The organism is Pseudomonas sp. A39, from assembly GCF_058145955.1.
This window is the reverse complement of the sequence record NZ_JBYVMD010000036.1, coordinates 44,489-62,509: the sequence shown is the minus strand read 5'-3', so window position 1 is coordinate 62,509 and position 18,021 is coordinate 44,489. Positions and strand designations below refer to the sequence as shown.

General features: G+C 60.7%; 21 protein-coding genes. 5 read left to right on the top strand and 16 right to left on the bottom strand.

Annotation, left to right across the window (positions count from 1 at the left end; translation table 11 throughout):
* Positions 1 to 88 precede the first annotated feature (88 nt).
* Entirely contained in the window at positions 89 to 724 is a 636-nt protein-coding gene (locus AC3ZU9_RS23600; RefSeq protein WP_102061737.1) for a TetR/AcrR family transcriptional regulator, read from the top strand.
* A 130-nt stretch (positions 725 to 854) separates the two neighbouring features.
* Here the strand turns inward: AC3ZU9_RS23600 and AC3ZU9_RS23595 are convergent, their stop codons facing one another.
* The gene (locus tag AC3ZU9_RS23595) at positions 855 to 1,637 is read right to left on the bottom strand and encodes a class I SAM-dependent methyltransferase (RefSeq protein WP_490091424.1); all 783 of its coding nucleotides are present in this window, start codon (positions 1,635 to 1,637) and stop codon (positions 855 to 857) included.
* Positions 1,638 to 1,733: 96 nt separating this feature from the next.
* Between AC3ZU9_RS23595 and AC3ZU9_RS23590 the strand changes: the two genes are divergently transcribed.
* Complete coding sequence (locus AC3ZU9_RS23590) at positions 1,734 to 2,354, top strand: energy transducer TonB (protein WP_490091423.1); 621 nt, start codon at positions 1,734 to 1,736, stop codon at positions 2,352 to 2,354.
* Between the two features lie 3 nt (positions 2,355 to 2,357).
* On the opposite strand, the gene AC3ZU9_RS23585 is transcribed toward AC3ZU9_RS23590, so the two are convergent.
* From AC3ZU9_RS23585 to ppc, 7 genes are all read right to left on the bottom strand, one after another.
* Entirely contained in the window at positions 2,358 to 3,056 is a 699-nt protein-coding gene (locus tag AC3ZU9_RS23585) for an extensin-like domain-containing protein (protein ID WP_490091422.1), read from the bottom strand.
* A 3-nt stretch (positions 3,057 to 3,059) separates the two neighbouring features.
* Entirely contained in the window at positions 3,060 to 3,887 is an 828-nt protein-coding gene (locus tag AC3ZU9_RS23580) for an isocitrate lyase/PEP mutase family protein (RefSeq protein WP_012722571.1), read from the bottom strand.
* Positions 3,888 to 3,914: 27 nt separating this feature from the next.
* Positions 3,915 to 4,775 carry a DUF72 domain-containing protein gene (locus tag AC3ZU9_RS23575; protein WP_012722570.1) on the bottom strand — a complete coding sequence of 287 codons (861 nt, stop codon included), beginning with the start codon at positions 4,773 to 4,775 and terminating at the stop codon, positions 3,915 to 3,917.
* Entirely contained in the window at positions 4,775 to 5,065 is a 291-nt protein-coding gene (locus tag AC3ZU9_RS23570) for a hypothetical protein (protein ID WP_012722569.1), read from the bottom strand. Before AC3ZU9_RS23570 ends, AC3ZU9_RS23575 begins: the two co-directional genes overlap by 1 nt.
* 200 nt (positions 5,066 to 5,265) lie before the next feature.
* Positions 5,266 to 5,949, bottom strand: a complete 684-nt coding sequence (tsaB, locus tag AC3ZU9_RS23565) for a tRNA (adenosine(37)-N6)-threonylcarbamoyltransferase complex dimerization subunit type 1 TsaB (RefSeq protein ID WP_012722568.1) — start codon at positions 5,947 to 5,949, stop codon at positions 5,266 to 5,268.
* 88 nt (positions 5,950 to 6,037) lie between these two features.
* Positions 6,038 to 6,685, bottom strand: a complete 648-nt coding sequence (gene adk / locus AC3ZU9_RS23560; RefSeq protein ID WP_012722567.1) for an adenylate kinase — start codon at positions 6,683 to 6,685, stop codon at positions 6,038 to 6,040.
* Between the two features lie 280 nt (positions 6,686 to 6,965).
* Positions 6,966 to 9,593 (bottom strand): phosphoenolpyruvate carboxylase, encoded by a 2,628-nt coding sequence (gene ppc, locus AC3ZU9_RS23555; RefSeq protein WP_093544161.1) that lies wholly within the window; start codon positions 9,591 to 9,593, stop codon positions 6,966 to 6,968.
* Positions 9,594 to 9,777: 184 nt separating this feature from the next.
* Here ppc and AC3ZU9_RS23550 point away from each other — a divergent pair, with 184 nt between their 5' ends.
* The 3 genes from AC3ZU9_RS23550 to lptF all read left to right on the top strand — a co-directional run bounded on the left by AC3ZU9_RS23550 (position 9,778) and on the right by lptF (position 11,662).
* Positions 9,778 to 10,122, top strand: coding sequence for a hypothetical protein (locus AC3ZU9_RS23550; RefSeq protein ID WP_012722565.1), 345 nt, complete (start codon positions 9,778 to 9,780; stop codon positions 10,120 to 10,122).
* Between the two features lie 288 nt (positions 10,123 to 10,410).
* Positions 10,411 to 10,821 (top strand): DUF4398 domain-containing protein, encoded by a 411-nt coding sequence (locus AC3ZU9_RS23545; protein ID WP_173390380.1) that lies wholly within the window; start codon positions 10,411 to 10,413, stop codon positions 10,819 to 10,821.
* A gap of 55 nt (positions 10,822 to 10,876) precedes the next feature.
* The gene (lptF, locus tag AC3ZU9_RS23540; RefSeq protein ID WP_012722563.1) at positions 10,877 to 11,662 is read left to right on the top strand and encodes a lipotoxin F family OmpA-related lipoprotein LptF; all 786 of its coding nucleotides are present in this window, start codon (positions 10,877 to 10,879) and stop codon (positions 11,660 to 11,662) included.
* Between the two features lie 29 nt (positions 11,663 to 11,691).
* Here the strand turns inward: lptF and AC3ZU9_RS23535 are convergent, their stop codons facing one another.
* From AC3ZU9_RS23535 to lysS, 8 genes are all read right to left on the bottom strand, one after another.
* Entirely contained in the window at positions 11,692 to 11,886 is a 195-nt protein-coding gene (locus AC3ZU9_RS23535; protein WP_012722562.1) for a hypothetical protein, read from the bottom strand.
* A 173-nt stretch (positions 11,887 to 12,059) separates the two neighbouring features.
* Entirely contained in the window at positions 12,060 to 12,404 is a 345-nt protein-coding gene (locus tag AC3ZU9_RS23530; protein WP_177410680.1) for a hypothetical protein, read from the bottom strand.
* 168 nt (positions 12,405 to 12,572) lie between these two features.
* Positions 12,573 to 12,899: a PA3694 family proteiin gene (locus tag AC3ZU9_RS23525; protein WP_043204887.1), complete on the bottom strand. Its 327-nt coding sequence runs from the start codon at positions 12,897 to 12,899 to the stop codon at positions 12,573 to 12,575.
* On the bottom strand, positions 12,896 to 13,801 hold the full coding sequence (locus AC3ZU9_RS23520) for an alpha/beta hydrolase (protein ID WP_046036624.1): 906 nt from the start codon (positions 13,799 to 13,801) through the stop codon (positions 12,896 to 12,898). The genes AC3ZU9_RS23525 and AC3ZU9_RS23520 overlap by 4 nt, the downstream gene beginning before the upstream one ends.
* Positions 13,802 to 13,828: 27 nt before the next feature.
* On the bottom strand, positions 13,829 to 15,106 hold the full coding sequence (locus AC3ZU9_RS23515; RefSeq protein WP_490091421.1) for a flavohemoglobin expression-modulating QEGLA motif protein: 1,278 nt from the start codon (positions 15,104 to 15,106) through the stop codon (positions 13,829 to 13,831).
* A 21-nt stretch (positions 15,107 to 15,127) separates the two neighbouring features.
* The gene (locus AC3ZU9_RS23510) at positions 15,128 to 15,676 is read right to left on the bottom strand and encodes a hypothetical protein (RefSeq protein WP_490091420.1); all 549 of its coding nucleotides are present in this window, start codon (positions 15,674 to 15,676) and stop codon (positions 15,128 to 15,130) included.
* Positions 15,677 to 15,692: 16 nt separating this feature from the next.
* The gene (locus AC3ZU9_RS23505; protein ID WP_080567166.1) at positions 15,693 to 16,409 is read right to left on the bottom strand and encodes a TetR/AcrR family transcriptional regulator; all 717 of its coding nucleotides are present in this window, start codon (positions 16,407 to 16,409) and stop codon (positions 15,693 to 15,695) included.
* Between the two features lie 106 nt (positions 16,410 to 16,515).
* The gene (gene lysS, locus AC3ZU9_RS23500) at positions 16,516 to 18,018 is read right to left on the bottom strand and encodes a lysine--tRNA ligase (protein WP_490091419.1); all 1,503 of its coding nucleotides are present in this window, start codon (positions 18,016 to 18,018) and stop codon (positions 16,516 to 16,518) included.
* Positions 18,019 to 18,021: the final 3 nt, after the last annotated feature.

The window sequence follows — 18,021 nt, the reverse complement described above, 5'->3', positions numbered from 1 at the left end:
GGACCTTTTCGCTAATGGAGCTAGGAATAATTATACTGACGGGTATGTTATTAATACCAAACTCACCAGTCCAGTATTAAAGGTGAAAATGTCCGACAATCCTGTAAACACCAATAGTCCCGGGCGCCCCAAGGACATGGCAAAACGCCAGGCAATCCTTGAAGCCGCGAAAATCCTGTTTTTGAGCAATGGCTACGCCAGTACCAGCATGGATGCCGTTGCACTGGGAGCGGGCGTGTCGAAATTGACCGTCTACAGCCATTTCAACGATAAAGAGACGTTATTCACCGCCGCCGTAGTGGCTAAGTGCGAAGAACAACTGCCGGTGATGTACTTCGAGCTGCCCGTGGGTGTGCCCGTAGAAACTGTGTTGCTGAACATCGCGCGAGGGTTCCATCGCCTGATCAACAGCGAAGAGTCGGTCAACCTGCATCGCCTGATGATGACCACGGGCAATCAAGACGTGAAACTCTCACAGATTTTCTTCGAGGCCGGCCCCATGCGCATGTTGCAAGGCATGGAGCGCTTGTTGAGCAAGATCGATCAGAGCGGCGCGCTGAGCATCGACAAACCGTTTACCGCAGCCGAGCACTTCTTCTGCCTGCTCAAAGGCACGGCGAACTTTTGCTTGCTGTATGGCTGCGGCGGGCAACTGAGCGAAGAAGCCGCCGAAGAACATGTACAGGAGGTGGTGGGGTTGTTTATGCGGGCGTACAGGCCTTAAAGGCTCGTTCCATGGACGGGCCTCATCGCTGGCAAGCCAGCTCCCACATTTTGATCGCTGGGCAACAGGTAAATAGCGGTCGGCTGTAAGGCCGCCGGCGGGAGCAAGCTCCCTCGCCACAGGTCCACGATCAAGGCTTGAGCGCTTTCTTGGGGTAGATGTCATACCGACTGGACTTGCCATCCAGCGCATGACTTGGCTTGGGCCCGTCAATGCACGGCGCCTTGCGCGGGCGCTTGACCACCACACGGTGGCTGGCCAGGGCCAACGCGGCAGCCAACAGCGCCGGGGCGTCCGGATCATCCCCCACCAGCGGCCGGAACAGGCGCATCTCCTTCTTCACCAGCGCAGTTTTCTCACGGTGCGGGAACATCGGGTCAAGGTAGATCACCTGGGGCGGCTCACCTTCCCAATGGCGCATCACGTCGATGGAGTTGCCCTTGAGCAACCGCATGCGCGCCACGATCGGCGCCACCTCAAAATCATCCGCGCCACGCGCCAACCCATCTTCAAGCAACGCGCCGATCAGCGGCTGGCGCTCGATCAAACTCATCTCGCAGCCCAGGCTGGCCAGCACGAAAGCGTCCTTGCCCAGGCCGGCCGTGGCGTCCAGCACCCGTGGACGCACGCCTTGGGCAATGCCCACGGCCTTGGCGATCATCTGCCCGCTGCCACCACCGTACAGGCGCCGATGCGCCGCTCCGCCTTCGACAAAGTCCACCCGCACCGGCCCAGGCGCGTCAGGCCCAAGCTGTTGCAACTGCAGGCCATGTTCGCCGACTTGCAGGGAAAAGTCCGCATCCGCCAGCTGCAACGGCAGCCCCAACAGTAACGCCCACTGCTCGGCACGGGCCTTGAAACCGTCGCCCAAGGCCTCGACCTGGATGCGGCTGGCCGCTGGTTGTTCGCTCATCAATCGCTACGCTCAAAAATATTAAGGATCGGCAACTACCGGCCGATAAAAACAACAGTCAGGTATTTTGCCAGAGCTGAGCGTCGACCGAGAAAAATGTCAGACATTCTTCCCCTAACCATCGGTGTACTGCCGACCCACAACCACTACGGCCTGCGCAATACCCAAGCGCTGGCCGGGGTGAGCCATGTGTGGCAGGACTTCTTCGCCCGGGCATTGGCCGAGCAGCTTGGCGATACGCCGGACGCGCTCGCGGTGCAGGCGCCTGCACCGGCAGACCCAGCGGTAGAACCGAGTGCTGGCGCCGACCTGTTGTCGCAGATCCTCACGCAGCGTGGGTGTGACGTGAAAGACACCGAAATCGCGCCGCCGGAGCCGCTGTTCCTGCCGATCGCCGAGTTCGAGACCGACTTGCTGCCACCCGCCGCCACACCGTTCCCGGAAGAAGAAATCGTCGCCCAGCAACGCCAGCAGAACTTCGAAAGCGGTTGGGTCCGCCCGATCGTACTGACCGCTAGCCAAGCGCTGCCGGAGCCAGGCCCGGCACCGGAGCCACGCCCACTGCACCTGCCCATCGCCGAATTCGAGTTGGACCTGCTGCCACCGGCCGCCACGCCGTACCCGACCGAAGAACTGGTCGCGCAACAGAAAGCCCTGGACTTCGATTATTACTGGGCACGCCCGCTGGTCACCCACAACCTGCGCCTGGCCGCCTGACACTCAGCGACACACCCACCAACGCCCCATATCCAGATGGAAATGGTTGCGGTGCGCGGCGTTGTAGTCCGGGCTCAGCACCACATTGAAATCATCACAGGCGCTATCGCGTACTTGGCGCAGGAACCGCGCATTATCGCCCTCCCCCGGCCAATCCTTGAGCACGCTGATACTGCGCCCATCCGCCAGACGAAAGCCGGCAATGTCCAGCGCATTGGCCGACGCATGCTGGCTCAGTCGCCCCTCGGCACGGTTATACATATTGCGACAGGCAAAACTGCCCAGATGCTCAACCCGTGTCACCGCCTGGCCGAATACCGCCTGGGCCGCCGGTTGCAGGCTGTGCCGCTCGAACAGGGCGAAGGCCACCGCCAGTGGGCAACTGGCGAGGAAGCTGCTGCTCAGCCCGACCGCTGCGCCCTGGACGCGCAAGGTATTACGCAAGGGGCAAGCGGCATCGGCGGGCGAGTCCGCCTGATGGCTGACGCGCAGGCCCGAGGTTTCCAGCACTTGATCACACAGCGCCGGGTCATCCTGCAGGCGCCCCAGCTTGTAACGGGTCAGCAGGTTGGGGCTGGCACGTACGTCCAGCGGTGCCCAGGGGTTCCAATCGGCCGGTATTGGCACCCAGCCACGCCAGACGCCCACGGCAACGGCGCCCGCCAGAATCAGCAGCAAGCCCATCACGTTTAAAAAACGCACGGCTTAGTCCTTGAAGAACTGGTTGGCCTGGCTGAACGGCATCTTGCGCTCGGTAAAGGTGAACGTGCCCAGCTCATACACTTCCTGGGCTGCACGATAGAACTCACCGTAGGCCGCCAACGCTAGGGCCGAGCCGACGCTGATCCGTCGCACGCCCATCTCGCTGAGCTGCGCGACGCTCAGGTTCAAGCCGCCGGACATCAACACATTCACCGGCTTGGGCGCCACCGCCTTGACCACCGCCAGCACTTCCTCGGCACTGCGCAAGGCCGGCGCATACAGCACGTCGGCACCGGCCTCGGCGTAGGCCTGCAGGCGGCGGATGGTGTCGGGCAGATCCAGGCGGCCGTGCAGGAGGTTTTCCGCACGGGCCGTCAGGGTGAAGGGGAATGGCAGGCTACGGGCGGCGGCAACGGCCGCTTCCACACGTTCTACGGAAAGGTCAAAGGGATAGATCGGGTCGACGGCGACGCCCGTGGCATCCTCGATGGAGCCACCGACGATCCCCGTGGCGGCGGCACGCAGGATGGTCTGGGCGCAACCTTCGGGGGTGTCGCTGAAGCCGTTTTCGAGGTCAGCCGCCACCGGCAGCGCCGTGGCCTTGGCGATCATGCCGGCATTGATCAACGTGTCTTCCAGGGACAGCGCCCCTTCCGCATCCGGGCGCGCCAAGCTGAACGCGTAGCCCGCACTGGTGGTGGCCAGCGCTTCAAAACCCAGGCTGGCCAGCATCACGGCGGAGCCTGCATCCCACGGGTTAGGCATTACGAAGGCGCGGTCACGCTCATGCAAGGCCTTGAAGGTTTCGGCGCGAAGGGTTTGCGCATCCATGTCTGGCTCCTGGCGGGAAAAGGAGCCCTAGAGTAACCCCAGTTGCTCCACTTCGGGGGTACGATCCAACGTGGGCAGTGGCGGCAGCCCAGGTAGGCGCGCCATCAACTGGTCGTGGAAACGCAGGGCCAACTGCGCGGCGAGACGGTTATCCGAGGTGTGCAGGAACACATAGGGCGTGCGGCCTTCTTCGATCCAGCCGGCGACTTTTTCCACCCAGGGGACCAAAAACGGATCGTTGGCTTCGAGTTCGGGATGGCCGATAAAACGCACTTGGGGGAACTGCGTCAGCGCCGCCGGCCGTGGTGGCACCTTGGGCTTTTTCGATTGGGCGTGCAGCACGGCGGCTGAAGTCGACGTGCAACTGAAGAGTGCACGAGGGTCCAGACAGATGCGTTCCACGCCCCGGTCACGCAACAAGCGGTTGAGCATGCGCTCGGCATCGCCCTTGGCGAAGAATTCCTGATGCCGTACTTCTACGGCCATTGGCCGCTCCAGGCCATCAATGAAACCGGCCAATTCCCCCAGACGCTGCGGTGTGAACGTCGCGGGCAGCTGCAACCACAGCGGCGATACCCGCTCACCCAAAGGACTCATCAAGCCCACAAAGCTTTCCGCTGCCGGGAGCTGCTCAATCAGGTTGCCGCTGTGGCTGATATCACCGGGAAACTTGGCCGTGAAGCGAAAATCCTCGGGCATGATCTCGGCCCAGCGTTGCACGGTGGCGGCCGACGGGCGGGCATAAAACGTGGTGTTGCCTTCAACGGCGTTGAAAACCTGGGAGTAGAGCGCAAGGTAGTCGCTGGAACGGGCATCGGCGGGGTACAGGTACTCGCGCCAAGCGTTTTCACTCCAGGACGGGCAACCCAGGTAGTAAGGCAGACGCATCAGATGTGGATGTCGAGGCCCAGCACTTCCATATCCCATTCGACAAAGCCGGCGGTGGTCAGGTAGCTGGCCAGGGCGGTGGCGACACTTCTGCTCATTGAGCGTGGGAAGACCATGTCTTGCTGACGGGCGGGAAGACCGCTGATACGCGATTGAGCGTTGGACTGCGCATCGGGTTGGACTTCGATGAAGTCCGGTGAATCTTCGACGGACTCGTCTACCGTGACGTTGGCCTTACGCGGCTTACGCTTGATGGGGTAGGACTGTGAGGAAAAGCCGTCTATACGCATCGATGCGAACTCGGTATCGGTGATGGCATTTTAGTGGCGCAATCCGTAGCGCGCAAATGCTCTGGTGATAACTAGAACACATAATTTGAAAAAGGTTTAAAACGGGGGGCAAATTCTGACGATTGGTGCAGATTAGAGGCGTGTTCGGGATGTTTAGGGCCGCTTCGCAGCCCGGCGCGGGGCAAGCCCGCTCACGACAGTTACAGGCCGCGTTCGGCCTTGGTCTGCGCCACTTTATCGCGCAGGTACACAGGTGCGGCCTGATCTGCGGGAATGGCCTCGCCACGCTCAAAAGCAAAACGAGCCAACGTCAGCAGGTCCTCGGCATGAGGCAACATCGCAGCGTCCTGGCCCGCCAACGGCACCGCGATGCGCTCACCATAACCCCAACCGGTGCCCGCACCGAACCAGTCGCCGCTGGCGTCGGCAGGCAGCACCGATGACTCCGGCGGCTGCACGGCTTCAACACCGACCAGGCGCATCTCTCCCGCTGTTTCGCGGTAGCAACCCCAATACACTTCATCCATGCGCGCATCGATGGCTGCCGCAACCTGCTGGGCGCCATGTTCACGCAAGGCGCGCTGGGCCAGCACGGCGAGGTTGGACACCGGCAACACCGGACGCTCCAGCGCAAATGCCAGACCCTGCACCACGCCGATGGCGATACGCACGCCGGTAAAGGCACCCGGCCCACGGCCGAAGGCAATGGCATCGACCGCAGCCAGCGTAGTACCGGCGTCTTCGAGCAGTTGCTTGATCATCGGCAACAGCTTTTGCGCGTGCAGGCGCGGGATCACCTCGTAGTGGCTCGTTACCTTGCCATCGTGCAGCAGGGCAACCGAGCAAGCTTCAGTCGCGGTGTCCAGGGCCAGCAGGGTGCTCATCGGTGTAGGTGTCCAAGTCGAAAAAAGTGCGCCAGTATAAACAACAACGGCCCGCAAGCGGGCCGTTATCCGTGAAGCCGTCGAGGGATCAGCTCAGTGCTTGCAGCACCTTGGCAGTGATCGCTTCGACCGAGCCGACGCCAGGAATGTGGCTGTACTTCGGCTTGCCCTGGGCAGCGGACAGCTTCTGGTAGAAATCCACCAGCGGCTTGGTCTGGGAGTGGTAGACCGACAGGCGATGACGCACGGTTTCTTCAGTGTCGTCTTTGCGCTGCACCAGGTCGTCGCCGGTCACATCGTCCTTGCCTTCAACTTTTGGCGGGTTGTAGACGGTGTGGTACACGCGGCCCGAGGCTTCGTGAACACGACGACCGGCAATGCGCTGGACGATCTCTTCATCTTCAACCGCGATTTCAACCACGGCGTCCAGCTCGACGCCGGCCTTCACCAGGGCTTCAGCCTGGGGAATGGTGCGCGGGAAGCCGTCGAACAGGAAACCGTTCTTGCAGTCTTCCTGGCTGATGCGTTCCTTGACCAGGTTGATGATCAAGTCATCGGAAACCAGGCCACCGCTGTCCATCACGCTCTTGGCGATCAGGCCCAGCTCGGTGCCCGCCTTGACGGCCGCACGCAGCATGTCGCCGGTGGAGATTTGCGGAATGCCGAATTTTTCAGTGATGAACTTTGCCTGAGTACCTTTACCGGCCCCGGGAGCTCCCAGCAGAATGACGCGCATCGATGTGCTCCTCAATTTTTTTATAGAGATGACGCTCGGATTCGCCGCGGGGGGCCAATCGCGTAAAAATAGAATTCGGGCCGCCCAAACGGCCAAAGGCTGATCAAGATACACAGCAGGCCTTAACCACACAAGCCGCCAAAAGTCGCAGGAACCCGCGCCGTGCATGCGTCATAGGTAGGGTGTGCCTGAGTGCAACCCGGCCTCGTAAACGCCGACCGCCCTTTTCAGGGCGGCCGTCGTGGTTTATCTGCAAGCCGTTGAGAACACGCAAAAAACCTTAGCCGGTGTTACGCAAACCGGCAGCAATACCGGCCACGGAGACCAGCAGCGCCTGTTCCAGAGGGCTGTCTTGTGCCGCTTCCTGCTGACGGGAGCGCGCCAGCAACTCGGCCTGCAACAAGTGCAAGGGGTCGAGATAGGTGTTGCGCAGGCGGATGAACTCCAGGGTGTCCGGACTGTGCGCCAGCAATTGCGACTGGCCAGTCAGGCCAAGCACCACGCTGCATGCCTGCGACAATAGGTCGCGCAAATGCGTCCCCAATGGCAGCAGGTCTGGCTGCACCAGGCGCTCGTCATACAGACGGGCGATATCGGCGTCGGCCTTGGCCAGCACCATTTCCAGCATGTCGATGCGGGTACGGAAGAATGGCCACTGCTCGCGCATCTGCCCCAGCAGTTCGCCTTCGCCGCGCTCCAGGGCCTTGCTCAGCGCGGCCTCCCAGCCAAGCCAGGCCGGCAGCATCAGGCGGGTCTGGGTCCAGCCGAAGATCCACGGGATCGCGCGCAGGCTTTCAATCCCGCCCGCACGTCGCTTGGCCGGGCGACTGCCCAGCGGCAAGCGGCCCAGCTCCTGTTCCGGCGTGGACTGACGGAAATACTCGACGAACTGCGGATTTTCCCGCACCACGGCGCGGTAAGCACTGACACCGTCTGCCGCCAATTCGTCCATCAAATGGCGCCAGGCCGGTTCAGGAGGCGGTGGTGGCAACAGCGTCGCTTCCAGTACCGCCGCCAAATAGAGGTTGAGGTTCTGCTCGGCGATATCCGGCAAACCGAACTTGAAGCGGATCATCTCGCCCTGTTCAGTGGTCCGGAACCGTCCTGCCACCGAACCCGGCGGCTGCGACAGGATCGCCGCGTGGGCCGGGCCACCGCCACGACCGACGGTGCCACCGCGACCGTGGAACAACAACAGTTCCACTTGCTGCTCGCGGCAGATATCCACCAGCCGCTCCTGCGCCCGGTACTGCGCCCAGGCGGCGGCGGTGGTGCCGGCATCCTTGGCCGAGTCCGAGTAGCCGATCATCACTTCCTGCGGGCCCTGCAAACGCGTGCGATAGCCCGGCAGCAGCAACAGTTGCTCGATCACCGGGCCGGCGTTATCCAAGTCGGCCAGGGTTTCGAACAGCGGCACCACGCGCATCGGCCGTTGCACGCCCGACTCTTTAAGCAGCAGTTGCACCGCCAACACGTCCGACGCAGCGCCGGCCATGGAGATGACGTACGAGCCCAACGATGCGGCGGGGGCGGCGGCGACTTCCTTGCAGGTGTTGAGCACTTCGGCAGTATCCGCCGACGGCTTGAAATACCCCGGCAGCAGCGGTCGACGATTGGCGAGCTCTTTCATCAAGAAGCTGATGCGCGCCTCTTCATCCCAGTCTTCGTAACGCCCCAGGCCGAGGTAATCAGTGATTTCAGTCATGGCCGCCGAATGACGGCTGGAGTCTTGGCGCACATCCAGGCGCACCAGGAACAAACCGAACGTCACCGCACGCCGCAGGCAGTCGAGCAGCGGTCCGTCGGCGATCACGCCCATGCCGCACTCGTGCAACGACTGGTAGCACAACTCCAGCGGCTCCAGCAGGTCGCGATTGTTTTGCAGCACCTCGGCGGGCGCTGGCGTGCTGCTGCTCAACGCCGTGTGTGCCCACTGGCGCGTGGCCCGCAGGCGTTCGCGCAGTTGCTTGAGCAGAGCGCGATAGGGTTCGACGCTGTCGCCGACCTTGGCTTGCAATGCCGGGCTGGCTTGCTGCATCGACAGCTCGGACGCCAGGTGATCGATATCACGCAGGTACAGGTCGGCCGCCATCCAGCGTGCCAGCAACAGCACTTCACGGGTGACAGGCGCGGTGACATTCGGGTTGCCGTCACGGTCGCCGCCCATCCACGAAGCGAAGCGGATCGGCGCCGCCTCGAGCGGCAAGTGCAGGCCAGTGGCGGCGTGCAGGGCCAGGTCGGCCTTGCGCAGGTAATTGGGAATGGCGTGCCACAGGGAATGTTCGATCACCGCAAAGCCCCACTTGGCCTCGTCTACCGGGGTGGGCCGGGTGCGGCGGATTTCTTCGGTGTGCCAGGCTTCGGCGATCAAGCGTTGCAGGCGCTGGCGAATCTGCTCGCGCTCTGCGGTGGTGAGGTCACGGTGATCCTGCAGCGCCAGTTGGGCGGCAATGGCATCGTATTTCTGGATCAAGGTGCGGCGCGCCACCTCGGTCGGGTGCGCGGTGAGGACCAATTCAATTTCCAGGCGCCCCAACTGGCGGGCCAGGGACTCGTTACTGTGCCCTTCGCTTTGCAGGCGGGCGAGCAATTCCGGCAATACGCGGGACTCAAAGGGTGCCGGTTGCGACTCATCGCGCCGGTGAATCAGTTGGTATTGCTCGGCGATATTGGCCAGGTTGAGGAACTGGTTGAACGCCCGGGCGACCGGCAGCAGTTCGTTTTCCTGCAACTGATTGAGGCTCGCGCTCAATTCATCGCCGGCCCCGCGTCGGTCGGCCTTGGCGCCTTTGCGGATCTGCTCGATTTTGTCGAGAAAAGCATCGCCGTACTGCTCTCGAATGGTGTTGCCCAACAGCTCACCCAGCAGGTGAACATCCTCACGCAAGCGTGCATCGATATCACTCATCAGCCAATCTCCAGCCAGAAATCCGGGACGCGCAGGTCTGTCAGAGTGCCGCTGGCGTCGATTTATGACAAGACTTTAAACCTTGTGAGTTGCAGCTAGTCTCAACACTGAGTCGCCTGCGTTTATCCATGCAGCGACTGGTCACTCATCACCGCCTGCCATCACGGGCTTTATTGAGGTTGCCATGAAAATCCGAGAACTGGCCCAGCATTGGGAAGAAAACGCCAAGGGTCGCTTGACCAAGACCGAGTACGCCATCCACTTGGATGTGGAGTCTGCCGCGAGGCTGGCGGCCATCGCCGAAATGTACCCCAAGCGCCACACTGAAGAACTGCTCGGCGAGCTGATCGGCGCCGCCCTCGAAGAGCTGGAAGCCAGCTTTCCGTACATCAAGGGCCAGCAGGTGATTGCCACCGATGAAGAGGGCGATCCGTTGTATGAAGACGTCGGTCCTACCCCTCGCTTCCTGACGCTGTCGCGGCGTTATCTGCATGATATGTCCGCCAGCAGCGACGAACAGAAGCACTGATACGACCCTGCCAAACCCTTGTACGCCGGGCACTTCACGCGCCCGGCGTACCGCTGCGCAACGCAGAAGTTCCAAGTTTTTTACACTGACCGATCAGTCAGATATTTTTTTAGGCAAATCGCCATCTTCTCTGAACTTTTGAAAAAAGCCTCCGGTCACAGCCAGTAAGCCATCACTTGGAACGGCCGTTTGAAAGGGCTTCTGCTGCTTTATCGCCAGGTCCTCAGCCGCACTCCAGTGACATGGATTTAAATGTTTTTCAGGAGTTATCCAATGGAGTTGAAGACGATGAAGACCAGCACTGCCAAATCCTCGTTTAACCACCTGCGCGGGCTCAAATTGGCCGCGCTGGCAATCGGCACCAGCTTCGTTCTGGCGGGTTGCGCTGGCAATCCTCCGACCGAGCAGTACGCGGTGACCCAGTCCGCAGTCAACAGCGCTGTCAGCGCCGGCGGCACCGAGTACGCAGCTGTAGAAATGAAGTCGGCCCAGGACAAGCTCAAGCAAGCCGAGATTGCCATGCACGACAAGAACTACGACGAAGCCCGTCGTCTGGCTGAACAAGCCGAGTGGGATGCTCGCGTCGCCGAGCGTAAGTCCCAGGCCGCCAAGGCTGAACAGGCTGTGAAGGATTCCCAGAAGGCTGTTGATGAGTTGCGTAAGGAAGGCATGCGCCCGGCTGCTATCCAGCAGAAGTAAGACGCACCCCTTGACCGCATCGCACCTGATATCGAATTGAAAGGACGACACGACTATGCGTAAACAATTGATGATCCCTGCCCTGCTGGCGATGAGCGTTGCACTGGCGGCCTGCTCCACCCCGCCGAACGCGAACCTGGAAAACGCACGGACCAACTTTTCGGCCCTGCAAACCAACCCGCAAGCCACCAAGCTGGCGGCGCTGGAAACCAAGGACGCCAGCGAATGGCTGGACAAGGCTGACAAGGCCTACCGCGATAAGGAAGACGAGAAGAAAGTCGACCAGTTGGCCTACCTGACCAACCAGCGCGTTGAAGTGGCCAAAGACACCATCGTGCTGCGCGAATCCGAAGCCAAGCTGAAAAACGCCGGTGACGAACGCGCCCGCGCTCTGCTGGACGCCCGTGATGCACAGATCAAGCAACTGCAAGACAGCCTGAATGCCAAGCAGACTGATCGCGGCACCTTGGTAACATTCGGTGACGTGCTGTTCGCTACCAACAAGTCCGACCTGAAATCCAGCGGCCTGGTGAACATCACCAAACTGGCTCAGTTCCTGCGCGACAACCCGGATCGTAAAGTGATCGTCGAAGGCTACACCGACAGCACCGGTTCCGACTCGTACAACCAGAGCCTGTCTGAGCGCCGTGCGGCTTCGGTACAACGCGCACTGGCCCAACAGGGCGTGGATATCTCGCGCATCGTGACCCAGGGCTATGGCAAGGAATACCCGGTTGCCGACAACGGCAGCGTATCGGGCCGTGCCATGAACCGCCGCGTTGAAGTGACCATCTCCAACGACAACCAGCCGGTCAAGCCACGGTCTTCCGTTGCTAACTGATTGATTAGCGCAATATAAGAAAACCCACCTCACGGTGGGTTTTTTTTCGACTCATCAAACTGAATAGTGCGATTCGTGTCCTCGGCTGGCATTTCAATCTTCGCGCCCGCCTGCTCATCCATTTGTTGATCGCGCTTGTACCTGCGAGCGGCTTCCTGTTCCAGCGCTACATGCTGCCTTGCCATGGCCAACATGTTTTCCAATACAGGAATATGTATTTTCATCCTCGACCCAATCTATGTAGGTTGCCGCATTTTTTGTGGCATTTGAGAAGAAACGGTTCCGAAATTTCCACAGCAACTGCATGAAGTGCTGCGCCACACATTTCGCGACAGGCTGAATAGCTGTATCAAAATGAAAAAACCGCCCCAAAAGGGCGGTTCAAAAGGGCCGCTGTTTAACCGCCCACCTTGCCTGTGCCCTGAGTCTCCGGCATTTGGATCTGGCCCTGGCCCTGAGCGCCACCTTGACCATCCTGCGCGCCTTGATCGCCCTGCGCACCCTGTGCACCTTGATCATTTTTTTGTTTAAGCAGCTTTTCCAGCAGCTTCATCAGTTCCTCGAGCTCACCTCCGCCCTGGCTGCCCTGTCCGCCTTTAGCACTTTGTGACTGCAGGTCTTTAATTTTACTTTGAACGTCCTGGATCTGCTGATCAAGGCCTTGACTTGACGGGGCGCCACCGCCGACATTACCACCGTTACCCATGCTGCCTACGCCCGATATTCCGTTTATACCTGCCATATATGCTCACTCCAGACTCATAAAAAAATGGACTGATCAGCATTGCCAATCAGTCCATTATCAGTGGTGAGCAAGCGAGGCTGGTTCCGGCCGGCCGAGCGCCTGACAGGCGTTAAATCATTAATCGGTAAGCAAAACGGAGCTTTCCCACACCGATAAAAACCGCGTTCATTGTTGCAATTTAGGGGTTTCCTGCCCCATGCAACGCACGGCCTGCTTCTTGTTGTTGACCAGCACGCCGCTCAGGCCTTTCTGCTCGGTATCGAACATGACCAGCACCCCATCGACGCACTGCGCCACTTGCGCGGCCGGCGTCAGCGAGATCTTGTAGTCCTCGCCCGGCACGGTCTTGAGCAGGGTGAAATCGCTGAGCAACAGCGCATCTTCCGGCTTGGCGAAGTGCAGGTAACCGTAGTACCACAGGCAACCGACGGTACCGATGATGGTGCCGATACCGGTGAGGATCAGCGGGATCATGTTGCGTTCTTCGCTCATTGCGGGCTCTCTGATGAATCAACGTTAGGAGTGGGGTAGTTGGGAATTTCGCCCAGCCGCCGCAGGCCGTTGAAGTGCTGCGGGTCATCGAGGTAACGCAGCATCACGGTTTGCCAAGTCTTGTCGGCAAAGGTCTGTACATGACCGCCTCGGGTCAACTGCAGCACCCTGGGCGGCGGTGCGGCCTGGTACAGGCGAATGCCATTGGCCACGGGCACGATCGGGTCATCCAGACTGTGGAACAACAGCTTCGGCACGCCGGTCAGCTGAGGCATGGCATGGATCGCACTGTCGGCGTCCGGTACCAGCCAGGACAACGGCACCTGAAACGGCCATGTTAACCAGGAGGTGCTCAGGGCGAATTGTCCTACGTCACGATAACTGGCAGGCACGCCGTCCAGCACCAGCGCCTTGAGCCGGGATTGGCGCTCCGGGTGCGCGGCTAGGTAGTGCACCGCCAGCGCACCGCCCAGGCTTTGGCCCAGCACGATCAGTGGCTGGCCTTGGGTTTCAGGCGCTTTGTCGATCCAGGTGAAGGCCGCATCCACATCCTGATAGATCGCGGGCAGCGAGGGCTTGCCTTGCGACAAGCCGTAACCGCGATAATCCAGCAGCAGCACCTGGTAGCCCTGTTCGGGCAGCCACCAACTGCCACCCAAGTGCCAGGCCAGATTGCCACCGTTACCGTGCAGGTGCAGCACCGTGCCCTTGAGCGGCACACCAGGCTTGGCCGGCAACCACCAGGCGTGGAGCTTCACACCGTCGGCGGTGGTGAGGGTGACGTCGCGGTATTGCAGGTGCGCTTTTTCCGGCGTGAACGGCAGGCCGGGTTCGGGGTAGAACAGCAATGAGCTGCAGCCGTTCAATGTGAGGAGCAGGCATAGAATGCCGAGGATTCTCATCCGTTGAAGCCTCGCGAATACCACGGTTTAAAGGATATTGGAGTAATCCGCCTCGATCCGATCCAGGCTCAGGTGGTTGAGGAAGTTGGAGAAGCACATCCACGCCGCCAGCGCGTTCATGTCGCGAAACTGCTCGGGCAGGTACTTGGGCGGCACCACCAGGCCTTCGTCGACCAGTTGGCGCAGGGTGCGCATGTCTTCCAGGGTGGTCTTGCCGCAGAACAGCAGCGGCACTTGTTCCAGCTTGCCTTTGCGCACGGCCAGTTGGATGTAGTTGTAGACCATGATAAAGCCCTTGAGGTAGGACAGATCCTTGGTAAACGGCAGACCGGTCGGCACCGACCCTCGGAATACGCGGCTGGCATTGCCGTAGCTTTCGGCCATCTCAAAGCCTTGCTCGCGGAAGAACTCGAACACCTGCAGAAAATCGGCACCCTCCTCCACCATATGGATCGCGCGGGTGCGGTTGGTCAGCTTGCGCAGACGACTCGGGTAGGAGGCAAACGTGATGATTTCCATCAGGATCGCCAAGCCTTCCTGGGTCACAGTGGACGACGGCGGGCCCTTGGACAGGAAGGTGCAGATGGGCTGGTTCTGGCCATTGAGGGTGGTGCCCACGTGCACCAGGCCTTCATGCACTTCCAGGGCACGCACGTCGCGATCGTTGAACATCGCGTCGGCGCGGATCTTGATGTAGTCCGCGCCCGCCGCCGCGTCGGCGACGATACCGTCGGACTCGAACACGCGGATGGTTTCTTCAGCCTCGCCGAATACTTTATTCAGGCGTGTTTGCAGCAGAGCGACGGCGTCCTTGGCGGTGAGTTTCTTGGCTTCGTCCTTGAGGTCGCCACGGCCGTCGATATTGTTCAGGTAGTCGGACAGCATCAGGCCCAGGTCGGCCAGGGTCGGGTCGCCGGCGTGGAACGCATCAGAGGCGGCGCCGTACAGTTCCTGGGAAATCAGGCCGAAATCCTCGGTGCCACGCGCTTCGAGCATGCGCACCACCATGCGATATTCCCGGCACATGCGGCGCATGATCTGCCCCACCGGGCTGAACTGGCCGAGCCGGCGGGTGATGTCGCGCTCGATGTTCTGGAACTCCAGCTTCACCGCGCTGGAGTCGAACGCCAGTGGCCGGTTGAGATAGTAATCACGGTCAACCGCCGGCATTTCCTTGCCTTTGGCCTTGAGGAACCCCTGACGAATGTTCTCGTCCCACTTCACGGCGTCGAGGACGCGAATCGGTGTTTGCGCCAGCACAATGCGATCAGACAAGGTGCGTATCGTCTGCTGGTAATCGTCCACCCGGTGCTTCCTCTTTAAACGTTATTTGCCCGCACGCCGGTAGCGCACGGCCTCTACGAATACATCGGCATTGGCCGGGTCATCCAGGTAGGCAAACACCTGGTCCAAGGGGCTGTCGACCAGCACCCCGGCGCCTTCGACGGTTTCCACAGTACTGCCATGCAAGTTTTTTTGGCCTATCGCTTGATGAATCTGCTCAAGGTCGAGGGTGTAGACCACCAATTCGTGCTTTTCGCTGATTTCAAAACCCGCCAGGATGAAATGCCCGCCCAGCTTGGCCGGCAACGGCGCTGACAGGTACCAGCGGTTGCCATGGCGCGACACACTGAACAGGTACTCGTCACGCTGGCCTGGCTTGGCTGTAGGGTAGCTCACGGCTTTATAACGGTGCTCACCGACGCGGGTGATGTGCAGGTTGAGCGGCTCGCCCCAGGCGTTTTTGCTGGTCCATTGGCCCAGCAGGGCCGGCGGCGCGGCGTCATGGGCCGGCAGCGGCTCCTTGAAGGTCACCAGGCAACCGCTGAGCAGCAGGAACGACAAGGCGATTACAACCAAACGCCAGGTTTTCATTGGACATCCCCCGGTGTCAGACCGAGGCCAACACCAAATGCATGTAACGCTTGAGGATCTCAAGCATTTCTTCACCGGTCAGAGGCTCTGCGCCGCCCAACAGGCCCTGATATTCCATCCGACTGATTATCGCCGTCAACACTTTGGCATCCTGTTGCGGCTCGCGGGAGCCCAACACCTGGAAAAACTGCCCGGTGCCCTGCAACAGAATTTGCTGATGGGAGCGCACCAGTTCCGCCAGGCGCGGGTTGAGCAAGGCTTCCTGGCGAAAAGCCTGTTCGGCCATCAGGTGTTCGCGACGGTTGGTCAATTGGCGTAGCACATAGTCGGCGGTCAGCCGCGCAATGTCATCGGCCAACTGCGAGCGCGAGGCGGGGCTGCCGTCACCATAGGCGACCATTTCACGCAGCAGGCCTTCGTTACGCACCCACAGCTTGCCCATGAACGCGGCGCTGCGTTCAACGTATTGGGCAAACGTATCGGTGAGCAGGTCATCGATATCCTTGAAATAGTAGGTGGTGGCCGACAATGGCACCCCCGCCTCCGCCGCCACTGCCCGATGGCGCACAGCCCGTACGCCGTCACGCACCACGATGCGCATGGCGGCATCGAGAATGTCTTGCCTGCGCTGCTCGCTGCCCCGACGGCTGGCCTTGCGGCCCTGGTACTGGACGCTTTCAGCCACGGCAGCAGCAATGCCGGCGGCACCTTCTTGAGCCATTACGCGGTTCACGACACACATCCTTGAATAGATCAAAACCTGGCGCTGTTTGCTTGACGCTTATAAACGCCACATAAAAAAGCCGCCTTATAAAAGGCGGCTTCGGATTTCGCTACGGTTACGCTTGCGGCCGCATGTGCGGGAACAAGATCACGTCACGGATCGACGGCGAGTTGGTCAGCAGCATCACCAGGCGGTCGATGCCGATACCTTCACCGGCGGTGGGCGGCATGCCGTATTCCAGGGCGCGTACGAAGTCAGCATCGTAGTGCATGGCTTCGTCATCGCCGGCGTCCTTATCGGCCACCTGGGCCATGAAGCGCTCGGCCTGGTCTTCCGCGTCGTTGAGCTCGGAGTAGGCGTTGGCGATTTCGCGGCCGCCGATGAACAGCTCGAAACGGTCGGTGACGTTCGGGTTGTCATCGTTGCGACGGGCCAGCGGCGACACTTCGAACGGGTACTGAGTAATGAAGTGCGGCTGCTCGAGCTTGTGCTCCACCAGCTCTTCGAAAATCATCACCTGCAATTTGCCCAGGCCTTCGAAGCCCAGCACCTTGGCGCCGGCTTTCTTGGCGATTGCACGAGCCTTGTCGATGTCGTTCAGGTCGTCGGCGGTCAGCTCAGGGTTGTACTCGAGGATCGAATCGAATACCGACAGACGCACGAACGGCTCGCCGAAGTGGAACACCTTGTCGCCGTACGGCACGTCGGTGCTGCCCAGAACCAGCTGCGCCAATTCGCGGAACAGTTCTTCGGTGAGGTCCATGTTGTCTTCGTAGTCGGCGTAGGCCTGGTAGAACTCCAACATGGTGAATTCTGGGTTGTGACGGGTCGAGACGCCTTCGTTACGGAAGTTGCGGTTGATCTCGAACACCTTCTCGAAGCCGCCAACAACAAGGCGCTTGAGGTACAGCTCAGGCGCAATACGCAGGAACATTTCCAGGTCCAGCGCGTTGTGGTGGGTTTCGAACGGCTTGGCTGCGGCACCACCGGGGATGGTTTGCAGCATCGGGGTTTCCACTTCCAGGAAGTCACGCTGCATCAGGAAGCTGCGGATGTGGGCGATGACTTGCGACCGCACGCGGAAGGTCTGGCGCACGTCTTCGTTGACGATCAGGTCAACGTAGCGCTGGCGATAGCGCTGTTCGGTGTCGGTCAGGCCGTGGTGCTTGTCCGGCAGCGGGCGCAGGGATTTGGTCAGCAGCCGCACGCTGGTCATTTCCACGTACAGGTCGCCCTTGCCGGAACGGGCCAGGGTGCCTTCGGCGGCGATGATGTCGCCCATGTCCCAGGTTTTCACCGAGGCCAGGGTGTCTTCGGACAGGGTCTTGCGGTTGACGTAGACCTGGATACGCCCGGTCATGTCCTGGATCACCATGAACGAGCCACGGTTAAGCATGATGCGACCTGCCACCTTGACCGGAATCGCAGCCTCTGCCAGCTCTTCCTTGGTCTTGTCCGCGTATTGCTTCTGCAAGGCATCGCAGTAGTTTTCGCGGCGGAAGTCGTTGGGGAAGGCATTGCCCTTGGCGCGCTCGGCAGCCAGCTTTTCCTTGCGCAGGGCGATCAGGGAGTTTTCTTCCTGTTGCAGGGCTTGCGGGTCGAGTTGTTGGTCGCTCATGTC

Coding starts and splice junctions, on each gene's coding strand:
- AC3ZU9_RS23600 (WP_102061737.1), top strand. CDS start 89: ATGTCCGACAATCCTGTAAACACCAATAGTCCCGGGCGCCCCAAGGAC.
- AC3ZU9_RS23595 (WP_490091424.1), bottom strand. CDS start 1,637: ATGAGCGAACAACCAGCGGCCAGCCGCATCCAGGTCGAGGCCTTGGGC.
- AC3ZU9_RS23590 (WP_490091423.1), top strand. CDS start 1,734: ATGTCAGACATTCTTCCCCTAACCATCGGTGTACTGCCGACCCACAAC.
- AC3ZU9_RS23580 (WP_012722571.1), bottom strand. CDS start 3,887: ATGGATGCGCAAACCCTTCGCGCCGAAACCTTCAAGGCCTTGCATGAG.
- AC3ZU9_RS23575 (WP_012722570.1), bottom strand. CDS start 4,775: ATGCGTCTGCCTTACTACCTGGGTTGCCCGTCCTGGAGTGAAAACGCT.
- AC3ZU9_RS23570 (WP_012722569.1), bottom strand. CDS start 5,065: ATGCGTATAGACGGCTTTTCCTCACAGTCCTACCCCATCAAGCGTAAG.
- tsaB (WP_012722568.1), bottom strand. CDS start 5,949: ATGAGCACCCTGCTGGCCCTGGACACCGCGACTGAAGCTTGCTCGGTT.
- adk (WP_012722567.1), bottom strand. CDS start 6,685: ATGCGCGTCATTCTGCTGGGAGCTCCCGGGGCCGGTAAAGGTACTCAG.
- ppc (WP_093544161.1), bottom strand. CDS start 9,593: ATGAGTGATATCGATGCACGCTTGCGTGAGGATGTTCACCTGCTGGGT.
- AC3ZU9_RS23550 (WP_012722565.1), top strand. CDS start 9,778: ATGAAAATCCGAGAACTGGCCCAGCATTGGGAAGAAAACGCCAAGGGT.
- AC3ZU9_RS23545 (WP_173390380.1), top strand. CDS start 10,411: ATGAAGACCAGCACTGCCAAATCCTCGTTTAACCACCTGCGCGGGCTC.
- lptF (WP_012722563.1), top strand. CDS start 10,877: ATGCGTAAACAATTGATGATCCCTGCCCTGCTGGCGATGAGCGTTGCA.
- AC3ZU9_RS23535 (WP_012722562.1), bottom strand. CDS start 11,886: ATGAAAATACATATTCCTGTATTGGAAAACATGTTGGCCATGGCAAGG.
- AC3ZU9_RS23530 (WP_177410680.1), bottom strand. CDS start 12,404: ATGGCAGGTATAAACGGAATATCGGGCGTAGGCAGCATGGGTAACGGT.
- AC3ZU9_RS23525 (WP_043204887.1), bottom strand. CDS start 12,899: ATGAGCGAAGAACGCAACATGATCCCGCTGATCCTCACCGGTATCGGC.
- AC3ZU9_RS23520 (WP_046036624.1), bottom strand. CDS start 13,801: ATGAGAATCCTCGGCATTCTATGCCTGCTCCTCACATTGAACGGCTGC.
- AC3ZU9_RS23510 (WP_490091420.1), bottom strand. CDS start 15,676: ATGAAAACCTGGCGTTTGGTTGTAATCGCCTTGTCGTTCCTGCTGCTC.
- lysS (WP_490091419.1), bottom strand. CDS start 18,018: ATGAGCGACCAACAACTCGACCCGCAAGCCCTGCAACAGGAAGAAAAC.